Genomic DNA, 18620 nt, shown 5'->3' with positions numbered 1-18620 from the left:
ACGCCACTGATTCAATACGCAAGGTTACTGAAACGCATGGGGTCGAGGTGTGTTTCCGCAGCGGACTCGGCAGACTCGCGCTCGCCGGTCCGGCACCAACCCGTCACGGTCCGGTACACCCTCGATTCCTTGCGGAAGGATGCACACAATGCGGAACACCGCGCGCTGGGCAACCACCCTCGCCCTCACGGCCACCGCCGTCTGCGGACCCCTGACCGGGGCCGCCCTGGCCGGACCGGCGGGCGCCCCCGCCTCCCTCTACGCCCCCTCGGCCCTGGTGCTCACCCTCGGCCGCGGCGACAGCGCCGCCGTCGCGACCCCGCAACGCGCGGTCACCCTCAGCTGCGCTCCGACGGCCTCCGGCACGCACCCGGCGGCCGCCCTGGCCTGTGCGGAACTGCGGGGCGCCGGCGGCGACTTGGAGGCGCTGACGGCGAGAGACGACGTCTCGTGCACCAAGGAGTACGACCCCGTCGTCGTCACGGTCGACGGCGTCTGGCAGGGCAAGCGCGTCTCCTACGAGCGGACCTTCGGCAACGAGTGCGTGAAGAACTCCTACGGGATGAGCGTCTTCACGTTCTGAGGGACCGGGATCGCGCGGTCCCCGTGCGCATCTGGTGAGGCCCGCAGATGGGGAGTGCGAGCCCCTGTCGCGGGGTACCCGGCGATCTCGCACCAGGGGTCGGCAGGGCGGAGTGGGGCCGCCCGCCGACCCCTGGCATCACTGCCGCCCCTCCCCGGGAAGCCCGGGGAGGGGCGGAAAGCGGTTCAGCAGCCCCGCGCCGGTCAACAACCGGCGGATGGGCGGCCCGACGGAGACGATCCGAAGCCGCCCGCCGCGCTCCCTGGCCCGCGCCTCGGCCCGGCACAGGGCACGCAGGCCGGAGCAGTCGAAGAACTCGACCGACCGCAGATCGACCAGCACGTCCGGCCGCGCCGGCGCGGTCGCCGCGTCCAGGTGCTCCAGGAGGAACCCCACGGTGGCCAGGTCGATCTCGCCCGCGACCTCGACCACGGTGAACCCGCCGTCGGCCCGGGTGCGGGCGTGAGGGTTCGCCGCGGGTGGCTGCGTTGCGAGGTCCTCCGCATCCGGCGTCATGTCCGCTCCACCTCGGCAAGGGGCGCATTCGATCTCGGTAGTTACCCCGGCGCGCCGGGGAACATCCCCGACGCGCCGCGCACAAGATCTGATTCACCCGACCTGGTGAATTACGGGTCCAAGCCTTGACTTTCGTTCATGCTGGACCGCAAGCGCGGTCGCGGTGACTCGTGTCGCACCAGGGGAATCGGCGACTGCGGCGACAGGTGCACAGAGCGACGCGGAAGCGGTCGGAGGCGACCGTGGTGCCGTCCTCCAGCTCCACCTCCACGGGGCCCTCCACGAGCAGCGGGCCCCGGCGCTGCACCTTGATCCGCCGGGGTTCGTCAGACGGGGACTTCGGCACGGACGATCACCAGCTCTTCCTTGTCGTCGGTGGAGGCCAGCAGGCCCCGCTCCCGCAGCCAGCCCGCGCGCTCCCGCAGCACCGGACCGAACGCGATCCGGCGCCGCCGTGTCACGGCCGCCATCAGTCCGGCCGAGTGCAGATGGCCGAGTGTCCGGTCGGGCCCGCTGAGCGCGGAGTGGACCATCAGCAGGACACCGCCGGGGCGCAGCAGGGCAGGGGCCTCGCGGCAGATGCGGTCGAGGACCAACCGGCCGTCCCCGCCCGCGTCCCAGGCCCGGGCCGCCCCGGACGGCCGGGCGCCGCCGTCCGGCGTCGGCACGTAGGGCGGGTTGGAGAGGATCAGGTCGAAGCGCTGGCCGCGCACCGGCGCGAACAGGTTCCCCTGCCGGATCCGCAGCGGCAGTCCGGCCAGCCGGGCGTTCGCGCGTGCCGCGCACACCGCGCGCCACGACACGTCCACCGCCGTCACATGCGTACCGCGCCGGGCGGCCTCGAGTGCCAGCACGCCGGATCCGGTGCCCACGTCGAGGACGCGCGCACCCGGGGTGAGCGGCTCCTCGGACAGGGCTCCGGTCAGCAGGTCGGTGTCCTCCTGCGGGGCGTACACACCAGGTGGGGCCAGAGGGTTCACCCGCCTCAAGTACCCGGGCGTTCAGGAAATATGGGAGATTTCAGAAAGAACGGGCGTCCTGAGTGACGATCGGCCCGCTTGCCAGGCGCTCAGCAGACGGGCGGCGAGGCGGTCCTCGAGGTGGCCGGTGGCGTCGATGCCGAACACGACGTCGGGGGCCAGGTGCGGCTGCTCGGCCAGCAGACCGCCGATGACATCGTGGCGTACGACCTGTTCGTGTACGGCGTCGGCCTCGACGTGCTCGTCGTAGAAGTGCTCGGCGGCCGGCCCCGCCCCGGTGCGGCGCATCGCCTCGGCGAGCCGCCGGGAGCCGGGCGAGGAGGTGATCTCGACCGCGGCGAAGTGGCCGACCAGGGCGCCCCGCAGAGCGCGGTGCAGGCCGAAGAGGGACATCAGGTTGACGGTGGCGAGCACCTCGGCGGTCGCCGCGTCCAGGTAGCGGCCGTACGTCGTGTCCAGGCCGAGGTCCGTCATCAGGTCCGCGAACAGGCGCGCGTGCAGCCGATCGGGGCGGCCGCCGCCGTACTCGTCGAACTCCACCGCCGCCATGGCCGCCTTGGCCCGGCCGGCGAGCCGCGGCAGCACCCAGGCGTGCGGGTCGGCCTCCTTGAGGTGGTAGAGCGAGCGCTGGGCGGCGTACTCGCGCAGCTGCCACAACTCGCCCTCGGCGCACAGGAAATGGGTGACGCCGGTGCCGCCGACGGGCTCCACGAGCAGTTCGGCGAGCGCGTCGTCGACGGTGTCGTGGACCGGGGTGTCCGCCCGCAGCGCGATCAGGAAGCGGTGCTCCAGCGCCGCCCGGGTGCGCAGCAGGTCCGGGTCCCACTCGTGGTCCGCGGCCACGCCCGCGAAACCGCGGTAGTGCAGCTCGTAGCAGAGGTACAGGGCGAGCTGGAGATCGTCTCCGTACGCGTCCGCGCCCGCGACGACCTCGGGACGCGGAAGCGGGCCGGCACCGAGGAGGCGGCCCTTCACGGCGGCCGAGATCGGGCCCCGCGGGGAGGGGAGCCGCGGGCCCTCGTGGTCGTGCGTCATGGGTGCCGGGTACCCGGGCGGCGCTGGGTCACCCCCCCGGGCGGTTTTCCCAGGTCCGCCGCCTGCTCGCCGCCCGGCCGGGGCCCCGCGGGGGTCACTCGCCCTCGGACTCCTCCTGGGCGCGCGTGTTCGGGGTGATCGCGTCGGCGGCCTCGCCCTTGCGCCGCCGTTCGCCGGCCGGGTCCCCGGGGCGGCGCTCGGCGTCCTCGATCTCGCGCAGGACTTCGTCCAGGGCGGTTCGCGGCTCTTCCTCGGCGTGCTTCCTGTCGTCGGACACGGGGGCTCCTTCCTCCGTTCAGTTCGTCGCGGTCGCGATGTGCAGCGGCACCGGATCCGGGGCCGAGGGGGCTTCGTTGAGGCGGTTGACCTCCGCCCACCAGGACGCGCCGTCCTCGATGTGGCGCAGCAGGACGCCTTCGCGGATCGCCCACGGGCAGATCGTGACCGCCTTCAGGCCGGTCAGCTTCATCGCGGTGTGGGCGACGACCGCGCCGGCCAGGCTCTGCTCGGCGCGCGGCGCGGAGATACCGGGCAGCCGGGCGCGTTCGGCGGCCGGCAGGGCGGCCAGGCGGTCGATCGCCGCGCGCAGATCGCAGCGTTCCAACTGCCGCTGCACGAACGGGCCGTGGCGACCGGCTGCCGCCCCGCACAACCGCCCCAGCTGCTGGAACGTGCGCGAGGTGACCACCGCCGTACGCGGTCCCTCCCAGCGGATCCGGGCGGCGACGTCCCGCAGTTGGTGTCGGACCTTCCGCCGCAGCGCCCGCATCTGGTCCGTCGCGGGCGGGTCCACGCCCTGGAGGAACTCATGGGTCAGCCGTGCCGCACCGAGCGGCAGCGAGGCGACGAAGTCCGGCAACCGGCCGCGCCCGAAGGCCACTTCGAGCGAGCCGCCGCCGATGTCCATCAGGGCGAGCGGTCCCGAGCGCCAGCCCATCCAGCGCCGCGCCCCGAGGAAGGTGAGCTCGGCCTCGACCTCACCGGGCAGCGTGCACAGGGCCACCCCGGTCCGGGTCCGGACCGCGCGCAGCACCTCGAGACGGTTCGGGGCCCCGCGCACCACGGCGGTGGCGAAGGCCAGCGGACCGGCCGCCCCCCACCGCGTCGCGGTCCGGCTCGCCTCGGCGACCGCATCGACGAGCCGGTCGACGTCCTCCTCGGGAATGTTGCAGCCCGGCTTCACGTGCTCGGACAGCCGCAGCCGCCACTTGGCCGTGTGGACCGGCAGCGGCACCCCGTCCTCCGCGTCCGCCACCACGAGCCGGACCGTGTTCGACCCCACATCCACCACGCTGATTCGCATGGGCCCGTGGGTACCCACTTCCGGGCACATCGACCCCTCAGCCGCCGCGCCAGGGCCTCAGCCGCGGCCACCAGCCCGGCACCGCCTGCCGGTAACGGGTGTAGTCGGCACCGAACCGGCGGGTCAGCGCGGGCTCCTCGTACCACTTCGCGAAGGCCCACATCGCCGACCCGGCGCAGGCGGCGTACCCGAACAGGACCGGCCGGGCGAGCAGCAGGCCCTGACCCGCGATCGCCGCGACCACGGCGACGTACATCGGGTTGCGCACATACCGGTAGAGCCCGCCCACCACCAGGTGTTCGGGCGGCGCGACCGGCGCCGGGGTGCCCAGCCCCTCGACCACGAACCGCACATAGGCCGACAGCAGGACGACGGCCCCGGCGGCCAGCGGGACCAGACCGAGCGCGCGCAACGGTGGCCACCAGTCCCCGGCCCGCCATCCGGTCAGCCACCACGGCAGCAGGACGACCACGCTGCCGGGCGCGACGAGCAGGAAGACCGTGGTGCCGAGTGCCGCCGCCTCCTTGCGCATACGGCCACCATGGCAGCGCAGAGGGGCCGCCGTCTCCCTGCGGACGGCGGCCCCTCGGACCAGGTGCGGCTCAGGCCGGAATGATCACACGCGTAGGACTCGCGGCGATCACATGTGGACGACCGGTGCGGCCTCCGGGTCCTGCTCCGGCACCCCGCGGCGGAAGAGCAGGAAGGCGATCACCGCGCCCGCGGCGAACAGGCCCGCCGACCACCAGAAGGCGGTGGTGTAGCTCTCGATCGTCGCCTGCGCCTGGACCAGCTTGTTCCTGGCGTCCTTGCCGGCCAGGTAGTCGGTCGCGGCGCTCGCGGCGAGGGTGTTCAACAGCGCCGTACCGATCGAACCGCCCACCTGCTGCATGGCGTTGACCGTGGCGGAGGCGACGCCCGCGTCCTCGGCCGCCACCCCGCCGGTGGCCAGCTGCATGGCCGCCGGCATCACGAGGCCGAGGCCGACACCGGTCACGATCAGCTGCGGCAGCACCGCGCTCGCGTAGCTGGAGCCGACGCCGATCCCGGTCAGCCAGGCCATGCCGGCCGCGGAGATCGCGAAGCCCAGCGGGACGACGACCTTCGGCCCGATCCTCGGCACCAGGACCGTGGTGCCGACCTGTGCCGCCACCATCAGCGCACCGACCATCGGCAGGAAGGCCACACCGGTCTTGGTGGGGCTGAAGCCGAGGTTGAGCTGCAGGTAGTAGGTGAGGAAGAGGAACACGCCGAACATGCCGCCGCCGGAGATCAGCACGGCCAGGAAGGAGGCCGCCCGGTTGCGGTCCAGCAGGATGCGCAGCGGCAGCAGCGGGTGCGCGGCCTTGGTCTGCCACCAGGCGAAGGCCGCCAGGAGCACGCCGCCCGCGATCAGGAAGCCCCAGGTCAGGGCCGAATTCCAGTCGTGCGTCTCGGCGTTGGAGAAGCCGTAGACGAGGGAGAACAGACCGGCGGCGACGAGCAGCGTGCCCGGCACGTCCAGCTTGGAGTTCTCGGCGTCGCGGTGGTTCGTCAGCAGGAGCCAGCCGCCCGCGAAGGCGACGAAGGCGATGGCGACGTTGACGTACAGCGTCCAGCGCCAGTCGAACGCGTCGGTCAGCACGCCGCCGAGCAGCAGGCCCACCGCACCGCCGGCACCGGCGATGGCGCCGTAGACGCTGAACGCCTTGGCGCGTTCCTTGGCGTCGGTGAACGTCGTGTTCAGCAGCGACAGCGCGGCCGGTGCGAGCAGCGCGCCGAAGGCACCCTGCAGGGCGCGCGCGGTGACCAGCATGCCGAATCCGTTCGCGGCACCGCCGAGTGCGGAGACGCCGGCGAAGCCGACGACACCGACGAGGAAGGCCGTCTTGCGGCCGAAGAGGTCGGCTATCCGGCCGCCGAGCAGCAGCAGGGACGCGAAGGCCAGCGCGTAGGCCGTGACGATCCACTGCCGGTTGCCGTCGGAGAAGCCGAGGTCGGCCTGGGCCGAGGGCAGGGCGATGTTCACGATGGTGGCGTCCAGGACCACCATCAGCTGCGCGACGGCGACGACCGCGAGGATCCACCATCGCTTCGACGAGGCGGCGGGCGCTGCCTCGACGGCACCCTTGGAGGTGCTGTCGGTGAGGGTCTTCTGTGACATGCGAGAACCACTCCAGGGAAGTCGTTCGGGGCTGTGGAACGACGAAACCAGGAACGAAACGGTTTCGTACACCTGCAGACTAGACCCTCCGTGAGCGAAACGGCAACGTTTCGCTTGATGTGGTGTCCGTCTCTTATTCCTTGACTGGAATATAACCACTGAGGCATATTGAACCCATGTCCGACGCCGCGCTCTGGACCGCTCTCGCCGAGCCGCACCGGCGGGCCATCGTCGCGCTGCTCCTGGAGCGGCCGCGGCCCGTGGGGGAGATCGTGCAGGCGTGCGGTCTGAGTCAGCCGAGCACCTCCAAGCATCTGAAGGTGCTGCGGGAGGCGGGTCTGGTCCGGGTCCGGCAGGACGCGCAGCGCCGCGTCTACGCCCTCGACCCGGCCCCGATCGCCGAGCTCGACGCTTGGCTCGCCCCGTACCGCAGGCTGTGGAACCGCAGCCTGGACGCGCTGGGCCGCCGCCTCGACGAGACGGCGCCGGACGATCCCGAGGAACCCGCCCCGAAGGACTGATCCACCATGGCCGCTGATCTCACCGGCACCTATCTGACCCTGGACGACGGTCGCCCGGCCGTCCGCTTCAGCCGTACCTACGACCATCCCGTCGAGCGCGTGTGGCAGTTCGTGACCGACGCCGACGAACTCGCCCAGTGGTTCCCCTCCCGCGCCGAGATCGACCTGCGGCCCGGCGGTGCGATCGTCTTCAGCGGCGATCCGAACATGCCGGAGTCGACGGGACGGGTGATCGCCGTCGACGAGCCGCGGCACCTGTCCTTCAGCTGGGGCGGCGACGAGCTCCACTTCGATCTCGAGGCGCTCGACGAGAAGCGGACCCGCTTCACCCTCACCAATGTCCTCGAGGAGCAGAACACCGCGGCCCGCAACGGCGCCGGCTGGGAGGTCTGCCTGGCCGCCCTCGACGCGAAGGCCCGAGGGGAGGGCTTCGAGGGGCCGCACGCCGGTGCCGAGGCGCCCTGGAAGGAGATCTACCAGGCGTACATCGACGCCGGGATCCCCTCCGGGGCGCCCGTCCCCGGCATGGACTGAGTCACGCCATCTGCCGACGCACCAGCTCGTGCAGCCGCCCGTTCGTGTCCGCGAGCAGCTGTGCGGGCGGGCCCTGCTGGGCGACCTTGCCGTCCTCCATGACGATGACGCGGTCGGCGTCCAGGACCGTCGAGAGGCGGTGGGCGATGACGATGCGGGTGGCGTTGAGGGCCTTGGTGGACTCGATCACCGTGCGCTGTGTCTCGTTGTCGAGGGCGCTGGTCGCCTCGTCGAAGAAGAGGATCCGCGGCCGGCGGATCAACGCCTGGGCGATCATGAGGCGTTGACGCTGGCCGCCGGAGACGGCACCGCTGCCCTGGACGATCGTGTGCAGGCCCATGGGCATCCGCTTGATGTCCTCGGCGAGCCCTGCCATCTCGGCGGCCGCCATCGCCTCCTCCGGGGTGTACGGCTCGGTGCCGCAGATGACGTCCAGGATGGAGCCGGTGAACGGCTGCGCGTGCTGCAGCACGACACCGCACTGGCGGCGTACGGCCGACTGGTCGAGGGCGGCCAGGTCCTGGCCGTCGTACAGGACGCTGCCCGAGACCGCCTTGTCGAAGCCGATCAGCAGCCTGAGCAGCGTGGACTTGCCGCAGCCGCTGGGGCCGACGATCGCCACGAACTCGCCCGGGCGGATGTCGAACGACACGTCGTCCAGGACCAGGGGACCGTCCTCCGAGTACCGGAAGGACAGCCGCCGGGCCTCGATCGCACCGGACAGCGGGCCCGGCCGGGTGCTCGCCGTGCGTACCTCCGGCGTGGCCTCCAGCACCGGCTTGATCTCCTCGAACAGCGGCAGCGCCGCGACAGCCGACACGAACGCGCCGGTCAGCGAGGTGACCGAGGTCAGCAGCATCGTCACCGAGGTGTTGAAGGTGAGGAACGCGGCCGCCGACATCACCCCGCGCGCCGGGCCCGCAAGGAGCATGAACATCAGGAGCGTGCACAGGGGCAGGTACACCGCACCCATGACGGTCGTGAGGTTCTTGATGCGGCCGACCTTCTGCTGCAGTTCCCGGCTGCGCGCGAACTCCGAGGCCCAGGCCGCGTACGCGTAGTTCTCGGCCGCCGCCACCCTGAGCTTCGGCAGGCCGCGCAGGGTCTGGAAGGCCTGGTTGTTCAGCTTGTTGTTGAGCACGACCAGCTTGCGCTGCCAGCGCACCTGCCACAGCCCGAGCGCCAGGAAGGCACCTGCGATGACGACGAGCATGCCGATGGCCGCGAGAGCCATCGAGGGGCTGTACCAGAAGAGCAGGCCCAGGTTCATCGCGCCGACGGTCACCGACTGGGCGACGACGGGCCCGACTCCGGCCATCAGCCGGCGAATCGAGCTGATGCCCATGGCCGCGCTGGCGAGTTCGCCGGTGGAGCGCTCGGTGAAGAACTTGGTCGGAAGCCTCAACAGCCGGTCCCAGACGGCCGGTTGGAGCGTGGCTTCGATCCGGCCCTCCAGCCGGAGGATGGTGAGGTTCTCCAGCAGCATGAAGGCCGCCGCCACGATGCTGGTGAGCATCACGGCCAGACAGACCTGGGCGATCAGCCCCGTCTGCGCCTTCGGGACGAACTCACCCAGCACCTTGCCGGTCGCGATGGGCACGAGCGCACCGATCGCGACCGTCACCAGGCCGCTGATCAGCAGGCTGCTGAGATCGCCGCCGGTTCCCTGCATGCTGAACCGCAGCAGCCGCAGCGGGCTCAACGTCCGTTCGGGCAGCGGTCGGTAGAACATCACCGCGCGCGGCTCGAACTCCTCCGCGTTGGCCTTCTCGATCGGCGTCTCGCGCCCGGTCGCCGGATGCACGGCCACATATCCGCCCCGCCGCCACAGCAGCGCGACCGGCGCACCCGACAGAGCCCGGTGGCCGACCAGGGGGCCGATGTTGTCCCGCCACCAGCGGCCGTCGAGGCGTACGGCCCGGGTGCGGACGCGGGAGGCGATGGCCACCAGCTCCACCGGGTCGAGACGGTCGCTCTCGGTGCCGCTCTGCGCGGGCTCCGCCAGCGTGATCCCGGCCGCCTCGGCGACCAGCCTGCACGCGGCGTACGAGGCGTCCGCGTCGGCGGCCGTGGTGCTCTTCGAGGAGGACTTGCCGATGGAGGCCAGCAGCGTGCGGTCGGCCTGGGCACGGACCGCCTCACCCGCCTTGATACCCGCGGCGGTTCGCGTCTCGTGGGTGCGCTCCAGCTGCTCGATCCAGCGGTCCAGCGTGGTCAGCAGCCGGTACTGCTGGTCGACCATGCTCTGCCAGACCGCCGGGTCCATCAGCAGGTCGGCGGCCGCCTCGGCGCCGTAGAGCGAGCCGTACTGCACGCTGCCCGGCGGCACCTGCATCCAGAAGACATCGTCGTCGGTGACCTCGGCGGACCGCTCGGTCGCCATCGGCGCCTGGAAGAGGATGGACATGCTGCGGCCGACGCCGAGAGCGAGGGCGTACTCCAGGGGGCTCGTCGTCGGCGGGACGTACTGCGCGTTGCCGTACTCGTCGTAGGACCAGGTCTGGGTGTCGGCGGTCTGGTACAGCTCGCGCAGGCCGATGCGGTGCACGACGCAGTCGCGCAACGGGCGGGCCACCAGCGTGTGTTGGGGGCCGGGGACGGGTCCGAGGATCAGCGTGCCCGCCTCCAGCCGGCCGAGGTGGTGCCAGTGGCCCTGCTGTGCGGCGTCCACCGCGAACAGGTCCAGGCTGCCGGCCGCGACCAGCCACAGCACCTGCGGGCCCTCCAGGTCGAGCCGGGTCAGGCCCGAGCAGTCGACGTAGGTGCCCATGGAGCCGAGGGCGCCGAGAACGAGGTCGCCTTCGTGTGCGGTCGTCATCTCATCGCTCCCTGACCAGCGCCGCGTACGCGCCGCCGCGCGTCACCAGGTCCTCGTGCCGCCCGCGTTCCACGATCGTGCCGTGTTGCAGTACGACGATCTCGTCGCTGTCGCGCACGGTGCTGAGCCGGTGCGCGATCACCACGCAGGCACAGCCGCGCCTGCGGAGGTTGTCCATCACGACCTGCTCGGTCTCCGCGTCCAGCGCGCTCGTCACCTCGTCCAGGACGAGGATGCTGGGCCTGCGCACCAACGCCCGTGCGATCTCCAGGCGTTGGCGCTGCCCGCCGGAGAAGTTACGGCCGTCCTGCTCGACCTTGCTCTGGATGCCACCGGGGCGGCGCATCACGACGTCGTACAGCGCCGCGTCCCGCAGCGCGTCGACCACGGCGTCGTCCGGGATCGACGGGTCCCACAGCGCCACGTTGTCGCGCACCGAGCCCTCGAAGAGGAAGACCTCCTGGTCGACGAAGGAGACCGAGGCGGCGAGGGCGCCGCGCGGGATGTCGTCCAGGCGCTGGTCGTCGATGCGGATCACGCCCTCCCAGGGCGTGTACAGGCCCGAGATCAGACGGGAGACCGTCGACTTGCCGCTGCCGGAGCCGCCGACCAACGCCACCTGCTGGCCGGGGCCGACGGTCAGGTCGAACCCGGTGAGCAGCGGCTTGTCGAGCGGGTTGTAGCCGAAGGTGATGTTCTGCAGTTCGACGTGGCCGTGCAGGCGACGCGTGGAGTCGCCAGCGCCGGGGCGGCCGTAGAGCGGGTCGGCCTGGAAGTTCTCGACGTCCTTGAGGCGGGCCACGTCGGCGGCGAAGTCCTGGATGCGGCCCGCGACGCCGTTGAGGCGGGTGATGGGTGCGGTGAAGCGGGTGACCAGGGACTGGAAGGCGACCAGCAGGCCCACCGAGATGCCGCCCTCGACCGCGCGCATGCCGCCGATCCACAGGATCACCGCGCTGTTCAGCGAGGCGAGTGTCGGCGCGACCACGCCCAGCCAGGCGCTCGGCACACCGAGGCGCTGCTGCTCCTCCAGGGTGGTGGCGTGCTGTCCGGCCCACTTGCGGAAGTAGCCGTCCTCGCCGCCGGTCGCCTTCATCGTCTCGATCAACTGCAGGCCGGTGTAGGCCGTGTTGGTGAGGCGGGCGCTGTCGGCGCGCAGCTTCGCCGTCCGGGTGGCGCGCAGCCGGATGACCACACGCATGGCGACGATGTTCAGCAGCGCGACGCCGATGCCGACGAACGTGAGCTGCGGGTCGTAGGTGTAGAGCAGGACGGCGTAGAGGACGACGACCACGGTGTCCACGCCAGCCGCCGCGAGATCGCGGGCGAGGGTCTCGGCCACGGCGTCGTTCGACTGGAGGCGCTGCACCAGGTCGGCCGGGCTGCGCTGGGCGAAGAACGTCACCGGCAGCCGCAGCAGATGCCGTAGGAAGCGGGCACTGGAGAGGGTGGAGGAGATGATGCGCCCGCGCAGCAGGTTCGCCTGCTGCAGCCAGGTCAGCAGGACCGTGAGCAGCACGCACGCGCCCATCGACGCGAACAGCACGGCGAGCAGCGAGGTCTGCCCGCCGATCAGGAACTCGTCGATGTACGTCCGGCTGAGCGCGGGCACCGCCGCGCCGACCGCGACCAGCAGCAGGCTCGCCAGCACCGCGGCGGGCATGGTGCCCGCGGTGCCGCGCAGCCGGGCCGGCATCGCGCCCAGGATCCCGGGCCGGCGACCGCCCTTGGTGAAACCGTCGCCGGGCTCCATCACCAGCACGACACCGGTGAAGCTGCCGTCGAAGTCCTCCATCGGCACGAAGCGGCGGCCCTTGCCGGGGTCGTTGATGTACACGCCGCGGCGGCCGAAGCGGCGCCCCATGCCGTCGTAGACGACGTAGTGGTTGAACTCCCAGAACAGGACGGCCGGCGTCTTCACCTCCGCCAGGGCGGCCGTGTCCATCTGCATGCCCTTGGCCGTGAGGCCGTAACTGCGCGCCGCCTTCAGCAGGTTGCTGGCGCGCGAGCCGTCGCGGGAGACGCCGCAGGCGATGCGCAGCTCCTCCAGCGGGACGTGCTTGCCGTAGTGGCCCAGCACCATCGCGAGCGAGGCGGCGCCGCACTCGACGGCCTCCATCTGCAGGACGGTCGGGGTGCGGACGGTCTTCGCCCTGCCCTTGGGGACGGGGCGCTTGGGCGGAGCGGCGCGGCGCCTGCTCCGCGTCTCCTGTGCGGTGCTCACGGCAGCAGCCAATCGACGGGACGCTGATCGGCCAGCCGGATCGAACCCGAGGCCAGGGTCATGGAGGTGAGAGCGAACGGCGGCCCGTCCTTGGACGACCACTTGTAGCCGCTCTTCGTGCCCGACGACTTGTCCAGCTTCACCAGTACGGCCACCGGGCGGCCCTTCTTGGAGAACTGCTCGCCCAGCTGGCTGTCCCCGAGGAACGCGGCGATCTCCTGGGCCGACTGCGCCGAGCGGTCCACCGACTTCACATGGCCGCGCAGCACGCCGTACGTCTGGGTCGGCACCGACGAGACGGTCAGGTCCACGGTGGCGTCGGCGGGGATGGAGGCCGCGTTCTCGGCGGGGACGTAGACGGTGGCGTACAGCGGGTCGGAGGCCTTGGCGACCTTCTCCACGGCCGCGACGTTCGCGCCGGTCTGGATGATCTGCCCGATGGTGGCGGCGAGTCCGGTGATCCGGCCCGCGGCGACGGTGCGGACCACGGTGTCGCCCTGGGTCGTACGGACCTTCAGGACCGGGGAGTTGGCCGGCAGCCGCTGGCCCTGCTCGGCCAGCACCGCGGTGACCTGGCCCGCGACCGGGCTCTGCAGGATGTAACTGCCCTCACCGTGCGTGAGGATGGCGGGCGCGGAGACCGTGGAGGTCACCGAGCCGGTCACCGCCCACACGGAGGCGGCTGCCATCGCGACCACCGTCACGGACAGCACGAGCCAGCCCTGGGGGCGGGCGAAGCGCACCGGAAGGTCGAGCTCCTCCGGCGACTGGAGCTTGGCGAGGGCCTGTTGGCGGAACTGCACGGAACTTTCCCTCACCTGAAAACGAGAGAGGACCGGCTCGCGCGAGCCGGCTGGTTTACGACAACCGAAGGCCCCGGAGCCAGGAAGCGGCTCCGGGACTCAACGATCACAAAAGGTGCGATCAGAGACCGGCGACCAGGTTCGTGACCGGGGCGGTGTTCAGGCCGGTGACACCCTCGACCAGGCTGACGCCGGTGTCGACGAGGCCGGAAACGGGGGCAACGCCGTCCAGCGCACCGGTGACGGTGTTGACAGCGTTGACCGACAGGCCGCCGGAGACGTTGTCGAGCTCAGCGTCCGAGATCTCAACGGTCTCAACACGGGGGGTGGAGTTCATGATGGAACTTCCCTTCGTATGGGTATTTCACAAGGGGGAGCGGCTTCCCCTCTGGGGACAGAGCGACGGCCGCGGCCGCAGGCGCCGGGCGCCTGTTTCCAGGAACCCTTCACGGCCCCTGCGGTGCGATGGATCAAAGCACGCGGCAGGTACGCGCTTCCAATCAACCAACCGTCTCACCAGGCAACTTGAGCCCCAGGGGTACCCATCCGTGCAGGCTTGCGCACGGCTCGATGGCGAGTTCTTCACATGCGTCACGGCATCGGCTCGTCCGATGGCTTGCTGATCGCTCGGCGAATCCGACACTCCCGCACCAATGTCGTGATGGCGGCGGCGAGCCTGTGCAGAACCTCCGCGCGCGGTGACTTCGTTGCGTATTCAATGTGCAGATTCTCTGGAGCCGGGATTCAAGCCGGAGTTCAGAACGGACCGTTGCTGACCGACTGCGGACCGTGTCAGCCCAGAAGTGCGTAGACCGTGCCGGCGCGTGCGGCGATTTCGCCCGAATCGGCGTCGGTCATCGTGATGTCCGCAAATGCCATACGGCGGCCCAGCTTGGTGAGCACCGCTTCGATCAGGACATCCGAACCGGTCACCGCGCGCTGGAACGACGTGGACTGCTGAACCGTCGTCATGGGCCCGTAGCCGCCGCGCGCCGCCGATACCGCGATCACGGTGGCCGTGTCGGCGGCGGCCATCAGCGCCTGCCCGGACAGGGCGCCGCCCTCCCGGGAGAGCCGGTCCGACCAGGGAAGACGCAGCGTCGCGCGGTCGTCGCCCACCGCCTCGACGCGCAGGCCCAGTTCGAGGACCCAAGGGGCGAAGTTGGCGGAGAGGATCTTGTCGGCTTCGGCGGTGGTCATCGTCATATGGGTGATTGTTCCCCGCCGCGGTTCGTCAGACGCGGGTCATGGCCGATTCGCCATCTGGCAAAGCGAGTTGGCAAACGGAATTGAACGCACCGTGCGGCCCGTGCGTACCAACAGCCATCCAGGCGCCCAGAACAGAACAGCTGCCGAACGGCGGCACAGACTCCGGTCCCCCCAGGAGGTCGAGAAGTTTGAGTCACAAGCGAATTCCGAAGCGCAAGGCCGCTATCGCGGCGGGCAGCGTCGTGGCGCTCGGCGCAGCCGCAATCCTGCTGCCGAACGCCAACGCTTCGCAGGACGGCTCGTCGACCGACGCCGCCCCCAAGACCCTGAAGGCGACCGACGCCTCGGATCTCGCCGCGCAGCTCCAGGACCTGCTCGGCCAGGCCTTCGCCGGTTCCTACTACGACTCCGACAGCCAGCAGCTGGTCGTCAACGTCATATCCGGCGACAACAACAACGTCATCGTGCAGGCGAAGAAGGCGGGCGCGAAGGTCCGCGAGGTCGCCAACAGCCTGGCCAGCCTGAAGGCGGGCGCGAAGACCCTGGCCGCCAAGGCGACCATCCCGGGCACGGCCTGGGCCATCGACCCCAAGACGAACAAGCTCCAGGTGACGGCCGACTCCACGGTCACCGGCGCCAACTGGGACCAACTGACGTCGACGGTCGACAGCCTCGGCTCGAACATGGCGACGGTGAAGAAGTCCTCCGGCACCTTCAAGACCTTCGTGTCGGGCGGCGACGCCATCTTCGCCCAGGCGGAGGGCGGCACGGTCCGCTGCTCCCTCGGCTTCAACGTCACCGCCAGCGACGGCTCCCCGGCCTTCCTGACCGCCGGTCACTGCGGTGTGGCCGCCAAGCAGTGGTCCGACTCCGAGACGGGGCAGCCGATCGCCACCGTCGACCAGGCCACCTTCCCCGGCGACGGCGACTTCTCGCTGGTGAAGTATGACGACCCCGCCACGCAGGCCCCGAGCGAAGTCAACACCGGCGACGGCCAGACCGTGCAGATCACCCAGGCCGCGGAGGCCACGGTCGGCGAGCAGGTCTTCCGGATGGGCAGCACCACCGGTCTGCACGACGGCCAGGTCACCGGCCTGGACGCCACGGTCAACTTCCAGAGCGAGACCGACCCCAACGGCGTCGACACCGTCACCGGGCTCATCCAGACCAACGTCTGCGCGGAGGCCGGCGACAGTGGCGGTTCGCTGTTCACGCAGGACGGCGGCGCGGTCGGCCTCACCTCCGGCGGCAGCGGCGACTGCACCAGCGGCGGCGAGACCTTCTTCCAGCCGGTGACCACGGCCCTGCAGGCCACGGGCGCGACGCTCGGCGACGCGGGCGCGGGTGCGGGCGACGCGGGTGCGGGCGCGGGTGACGAGGGCGGCGCGGTCGACCCGTCGGCCTCGGCGACCGACGGTGCCGGCGCCGGCGACCAGGCCGGCGGTGACGCGGTGGGCGGCGGCGACGAGGCCGGCACCGCCGACCCGTCCGCGACGGCCGGCGACCAGAGCGGTGCCGGTGACCAGTCCGGCGCCGGTGTCGGCGACGACCAGTCCGGAGCGGGCACGGGCGACCAGGCGGGCAACGGCGCGGACGACGGTTCGCTCACCGAGACCCACTGATCGGCCCAACCAGCGGTTCCGGTCGACAGTGGACGGTCCGGCCCTCCGGCGGGAGGGCCGGACCGTGTCGTGTCCGGGGCCGTACGCGCCTGACGCTCACCCGTCTGCATGCGCCCTGAGCAGCAGCAACGCCACGTCGTCCAGGCGTTCCCGGGCGGCCGGGCTGTGCCGTACGAGATGGTCGGCGAGCTCGTCCAGGGGCAGCTCCCCGGCTTCCGTGAGCCGTTGTCCGAGGTCGGCGAGCGCGTCCTCGATGTCGACGCCGGGGGACTCGATCAACCCGTCGGTGTACAGGGCGAGTACCGAACCCGGCGCGAGGTCGACCTCCGTCGTCGGGTAGACGGCCGAGCCGTCGATGCCCAGCAGCGGACCGCCGGCCAGGTCGAGCACCCGCACCTTTCCGTCGGGGCGGCGCAGCAGCGGCGGCGGGTGCCCCGCCCGGGCCATCACGGCCCGCCCGCGTGCCGGATCCAGCCGCAGATACAGACAGCTGGCGAACAGGTCGGCGCCCAGGTCGATCAGCAGCCGGTTGGTGCTGCGCATGACCTCCTCGGGCGGCTGTCCGACGGTCGTGTACGCGCGCACGGCCGTGCGGAGCTGTCCCATCAGCCCGGCCGCGGTCACGTTGTGGCCCTGTACGTCCCCGATCACCGCCGCCGCCACGCCCTGCAACGGCACCAGGTCGTAGAAGTCGCCGCCGATGTCCATGCCCTGTGTGGCGGGCAGATAGCGGGAGGCCACGTCGATGCCGGGCAGCGGCGCCAGTGAGTGCGGCAGCAGGGCCTCCTGCAGACCGTGCGCCAGCCGGTGCTTGGCGTCGTAGAGCAGGGCCCGCTCCAGAGCCTGCGCGATCAGCCCGCCGAGGCTGGTCAGCACCGCCCGCTCGTCCGCCGGGAACGGATGCGGTTCGGCGTAGGCGAGCACACAGGTGCCCACCGGCCGCCCGGAGGCGATCAGCGGCAGATAGGCCCAGGCCGCGAAGCCGTCCGGGGTGGCGAGCCGCGACGGATAGAGCCGCTCCAGCTCCTGCCGGGAGTCGAAGAACGCCGGCACCCCGGTGTTCAGGGCGTGTGTGCCGGGGGTCGGTTCGGCCAGCGGCAGCCCGTCGAACCGCTCCACCACTTGCGCGTCCGGATAACCGCGGTGCCCCAGCACGTGCAGCCGCCCCGCCCGCGACCCGAGCACGACCAGCGCCTGGCTGCCCACGGCCGGGGCGATCTCGTCCGCGACCAGCTGCACCACGTCCTGCACCCCCACCGCCTCGGTCAGCGCACCGGCCAGCGTCAGCACCTGCGAGATGGTGACCAGACGGGACGGGGCGTCGTGGGACTGCGGCGCGGCCCGGTGCATCTCCGCCACCGCCCGCGCCCTGGTCACCCGGACGCTCAGCCCGGTCGTGCTCGGATACAGCCGGAACGACAGCCAGTCGCCGGGCGGGCGCAGCGCCACGAACGACGTCGTCTGCTGACTGAGCAGCGCGGCCCGGTAACGGTCCTCGTACACCGGGTCGTTGAGCCACGGCACCGACGCCCACAGCTGGGTGCCGAGCAGCTTGTTGACCGGGGCGCCGATCAGTTCGGCCGCGGCCGCGTTGGCGAAGCTGATCCGGCCGTGCAGATCCAGCGAGCACAGCCCGTACGGCAGCCGCGCCACCATCCGCGCCGCCTCCACCGTGCCGAGTGTGCCGGCCACCCCGCCCATCGTCGGTGCCGCGAGCAGATCGGGCTCCGGGAGCAGCGGACGGCTCTCCTCGAGGGCGCGCTCCAGCCGCAGCGCAAGCCGGTCGCAGGCCGCGGTGAGATGCTCCCGCTCCCGGTCGGACAGCTCCGGCGGATGGGATCCGGGCCAGGTCACGAAGACCGCGCCGTACGCCGTCGAGGCGGTCGCCACCGGCACCGCGGCCAGCGCGAAGGGATACGGCAGCACCACGGCGATCCGCGGATAGCGGGCCGCCATGTCCTCCTCGCCGCCCACCCACACCAGCTGCCGCTCCCGCACCGCCTCGGCGACCGGGATCGGCGCGCTCAGCCCCACCCGCTCCCAGGGCGCGGCGAAGGCCCGGGGCAGCCCCGCCATCACGGCCATCTCCAGTACGCGTTCGCCGGGCGCCAGCAGATACACCGCGCCGGAGTGCGCCTGGACCTCGTCCATCATGGAGGCCAGCGCCAGGGACAGCAGGGGGCGCCCCACCCGCGTCCTCGCGGCCGCCGGCGCCTGTGCGGACGTATGCCCGTCGGACACGCCGACCACCTCCTCGCACGGCCGGGCGAGGTGTCCTAAGGACCAAATCTGCCCCTTGGCGCTCGCTCCCGCACGGCGAGCGGTGACC

18 protein-coding genes are annotated in these 18620 nt (G+C 71.6%); 4 read left to right on the top strand and 14 right to left on the bottom strand.

All coding sequences use genetic code 11. The features are described 5' to 3' along the window. Nucleotides 1-148 precede the first annotated feature (148 nt). Nucleotides 149-583 carry a protease inhibitor gene (locus ABZ880_RS37770; protein ID WP_361272804.1) on the top strand — a complete coding sequence of 145 codons (435 nt, stop codon included), beginning with the start codon at nucleotides 149-151 and terminating at the stop codon, nucleotides 581-583. Nucleotides 584-721: 138 nt separating this feature from the next. Here the strand turns inward: ABZ880_RS37770 and ABZ880_RS37765 are convergent, their stop codons facing one another. The 8 genes from ABZ880_RS37765 to ABZ880_RS37730 form a co-directional block, all read right to left on the bottom strand. After that, the gene (locus ABZ880_RS37765) at nucleotides 722-1099 is read right to left on the bottom strand and encodes an STAS domain-containing protein (RefSeq protein WP_361272802.1); all 378 of its coding nucleotides are present in this window, start codon (nucleotides 1097-1099) and stop codon (nucleotides 722-724) included. Nucleotides 1100-1235: 136 nt separating this feature from the next. Next, nucleotides 1236-1445, bottom strand: a complete 210-nt coding sequence (locus ABZ880_RS37760) for a CDGSH iron-sulfur domain-containing protein (protein ID WP_361272800.1) — start codon at nucleotides 1443-1445, stop codon at nucleotides 1236-1238. Next, nucleotides 1426-2079, bottom strand: a complete 654-nt coding sequence (locus ABZ880_RS37755; protein WP_361272798.1) for a HemK2/MTQ2 family protein methyltransferase — start codon at nucleotides 2077-2079, stop codon at nucleotides 1426-1428. Before ABZ880_RS37755 ends, ABZ880_RS37760 begins: the two co-directional genes overlap by 20 nt. 21 nt (nucleotides 2080-2100) lie before the next feature. Further along, entirely contained in the window at nucleotides 2101-3114 is a 1014-nt protein-coding gene (locus ABZ880_RS37750) for an iron-containing redox enzyme family protein (RefSeq protein WP_361272795.1), read from the bottom strand. A gap of 94 nt (nucleotides 3115-3208) precedes the next feature. Continuing rightward, nucleotides 3209-3391 (bottom strand): hypothetical protein, encoded by a 183-nt coding sequence (locus tag ABZ880_RS37745; RefSeq protein ID WP_361272792.1) that lies wholly within the window; start codon nucleotides 3389-3391, stop codon nucleotides 3209-3211. 18 nt (nucleotides 3392-3409) lie between these two features. Next, nucleotides 3410-4417, bottom strand: coding sequence for a Ppx/GppA family phosphatase (locus ABZ880_RS37740; protein ID WP_361272790.1), 1008 nt, complete (start codon nucleotides 4415-4417; stop codon nucleotides 3410-3412). A 37-nt stretch (nucleotides 4418-4454) separates the two neighbouring features. After that, entirely contained in the window at nucleotides 4455-4949 is a 495-nt protein-coding gene (locus ABZ880_RS37735) for an isoprenylcysteine carboxylmethyltransferase family protein (RefSeq protein ID WP_361272787.1), read from the bottom strand. A gap of 108 nt (nucleotides 4950-5057) precedes the next feature. Next, entirely contained in the window at nucleotides 5058-6560 is a 1503-nt protein-coding gene (locus ABZ880_RS37730) for an MFS transporter (protein ID WP_361272785.1), read from the bottom strand. 176 nt (nucleotides 6561-6736) lie between these two features. Between ABZ880_RS37730 and ABZ880_RS37725 the strand changes: the two genes are divergently transcribed. Continuing rightward, complete coding sequence (locus tag ABZ880_RS37725; RefSeq protein ID WP_361272782.1) at nucleotides 6737-7081, top strand: metalloregulator ArsR/SmtB family transcription factor; 345 nt, start codon at nucleotides 6737-6739, stop codon at nucleotides 7079-7081. Between the two features lie 6 nt (nucleotides 7082-7087). Then, the gene (locus ABZ880_RS37720) at nucleotides 7088-7615 is read left to right on the top strand and encodes an SRPBCC family protein (protein WP_361272779.1); all 528 of its coding nucleotides are present in this window, start codon (nucleotides 7088-7090) and stop codon (nucleotides 7613-7615) included. A 1-nt stretch (nucleotide 7616) separates the two neighbouring features. Here ABZ880_RS37720 and ABZ880_RS37715 read toward each other — a convergent pair whose 3' ends face one another. The 5 genes from ABZ880_RS37715 to ABZ880_RS37695 form a co-directional block, all read right to left on the bottom strand. After that, nucleotides 7617-10433, bottom strand: coding sequence for an NHLP bacteriocin export ABC transporter permease/ATPase subunit (locus tag ABZ880_RS37715; RefSeq protein WP_361272777.1), 2817 nt, complete (start codon nucleotides 10431-10433; stop codon nucleotides 7617-7619). Nucleotide 10434: 1 nt separating this feature from the next. After that, on the bottom strand, nucleotides 10435-12657 hold the full coding sequence (locus tag ABZ880_RS37710; protein ID WP_361272775.1) for an NHLP family bacteriocin export ABC transporter peptidase/permease/ATPase subunit: 2223 nt from the start codon (nucleotides 12655-12657) through the stop codon (nucleotides 10435-10437). Further along, nucleotides 12654-13460 carry an HlyD family efflux transporter periplasmic adaptor subunit gene (locus tag ABZ880_RS37705; RefSeq protein ID WP_361272772.1) on the bottom strand — a complete coding sequence of 269 codons (807 nt, stop codon included), beginning with the start codon at nucleotides 13458-13460 and terminating at the stop codon, nucleotides 12654-12656. Before ABZ880_RS37705 ends, ABZ880_RS37710 begins: the two co-directional genes overlap by 4 nt. Nucleotides 13461-13581: 121 nt before the next feature. Further along, nucleotides 13582-13797 carry a type A2 lantipeptide gene (locus ABZ880_RS37700; RefSeq protein ID WP_361272770.1) on the bottom strand — a complete coding sequence of 72 codons (216 nt, stop codon included), beginning with the start codon at nucleotides 13795-13797 and terminating at the stop codon, nucleotides 13582-13584. Nucleotides 13798-14252: 455 nt separating this feature from the next. Beyond that, nucleotides 14253-14666, bottom strand: coding sequence for a PaaI family thioesterase (locus tag ABZ880_RS37695; RefSeq protein WP_361272767.1), 414 nt, complete (start codon nucleotides 14664-14666; stop codon nucleotides 14253-14255). Between the two features lie 191 nt (nucleotides 14667-14857). On the opposite strand from ABZ880_RS37695, the gene ABZ880_RS37690 reads away from it, so the two are divergent. Beyond that, the gene (locus ABZ880_RS37690; RefSeq protein WP_361272764.1) at nucleotides 14858-16291 is read left to right on the top strand and encodes a S1 family peptidase; all 1434 of its coding nucleotides are present in this window, start codon (nucleotides 14858-14860) and stop codon (nucleotides 16289-16291) included. A gap of 96 nt (nucleotides 16292-16387) precedes the next feature. Here the strand turns inward: ABZ880_RS37690 and ABZ880_RS37685 are convergent, their stop codons facing one another. Further along, the gene (locus ABZ880_RS37685; protein WP_361273113.1) at nucleotides 16388-18541 is read right to left on the bottom strand and encodes a SpoIIE family protein phosphatase; all 2154 of its coding nucleotides are present in this window, start codon (nucleotides 18539-18541) and stop codon (nucleotides 16388-16390) included. Nucleotides 18542-18620 lie beyond the last annotated feature (79 nt).

The sequence above is a fragment of the Streptomyces sp. NPDC047043 genome, assembly GCF_040644055.1.
GTDB lineage: Bacteria > Actinomycetota > Actinomycetes > Streptomycetales > Streptomycetaceae > Streptomyces.
This window is presented reverse-complemented; position numbering and strand designations above follow the sequence as displayed.

Excerpts from the sequence above, each read along its gene's own strand:
- ABZ880_RS37720 (WP_361272779.1), top strand. The coding sequence starts at position 7,088 with ATGGCCGCTGATCTCACCGGCACCTATCTGACCCTGGACGACGGTCGC.
- ABZ880_RS37770 (WP_361272804.1), top strand. The coding sequence starts at position 149 with ATGCGGAACACCGCGCGCTGGGCAACCACCCTCGCCCTCACGGCCACC.
- ABZ880_RS37695 (WP_361272767.1), bottom strand. The coding sequence starts at position 14,666 with ATGACGATGACCACCGCCGAAGCCGACAAGATCCTCTCCGCCAACTTC.
- ABZ880_RS37735 (WP_361272787.1), bottom strand. The coding sequence starts at position 4,949 with ATGCGCAAGGAGGCGGCGGCACTCGGCACCACGGTCTTCCTGCTCGTC.
- ABZ880_RS37740 (WP_361272790.1), bottom strand. The coding sequence starts at position 4,417 with ATGCGAATCAGCGTGGTGGATGTGGGGTCGAACACGGTCCGGCTCGTG.
- ABZ880_RS37725 (WP_361272782.1), top strand. The coding sequence starts at position 6,737 with ATGTCCGACGCCGCGCTCTGGACCGCTCTCGCCGAGCCGCACCGGCGG.
- ABZ880_RS37750 (WP_361272795.1), bottom strand. The coding sequence starts at position 3,114 with ATGACGCACGACCACGAGGGCCCGCGGCTCCCCTCCCCGCGGGGCCCG.
- ABZ880_RS37700 (WP_361272770.1), bottom strand. The coding sequence starts at position 13,797 with ATGAACTCCACCCCCCGTGTTGAGACCGTTGAGATCTCGGACGCTGAG.
- ABZ880_RS37715 (WP_361272777.1), bottom strand. The coding sequence starts at position 10,433 with ATGACGACCGCACACGAAGGCGACCTCGTTCTCGGCGCCCTCGGCTCC.
- ABZ880_RS37765 (WP_361272802.1), bottom strand. The coding sequence starts at position 1,099 with ATGACGCCGGATGCGGAGGACCTCGCAACGCAGCCACCCGCGGCGAAC.
- ABZ880_RS37730 (WP_361272785.1), bottom strand. The coding sequence starts at position 6,560 with ATGTCACAGAAGACCCTCACCGACAGCACCTCCAAGGGTGCCGTCGAG.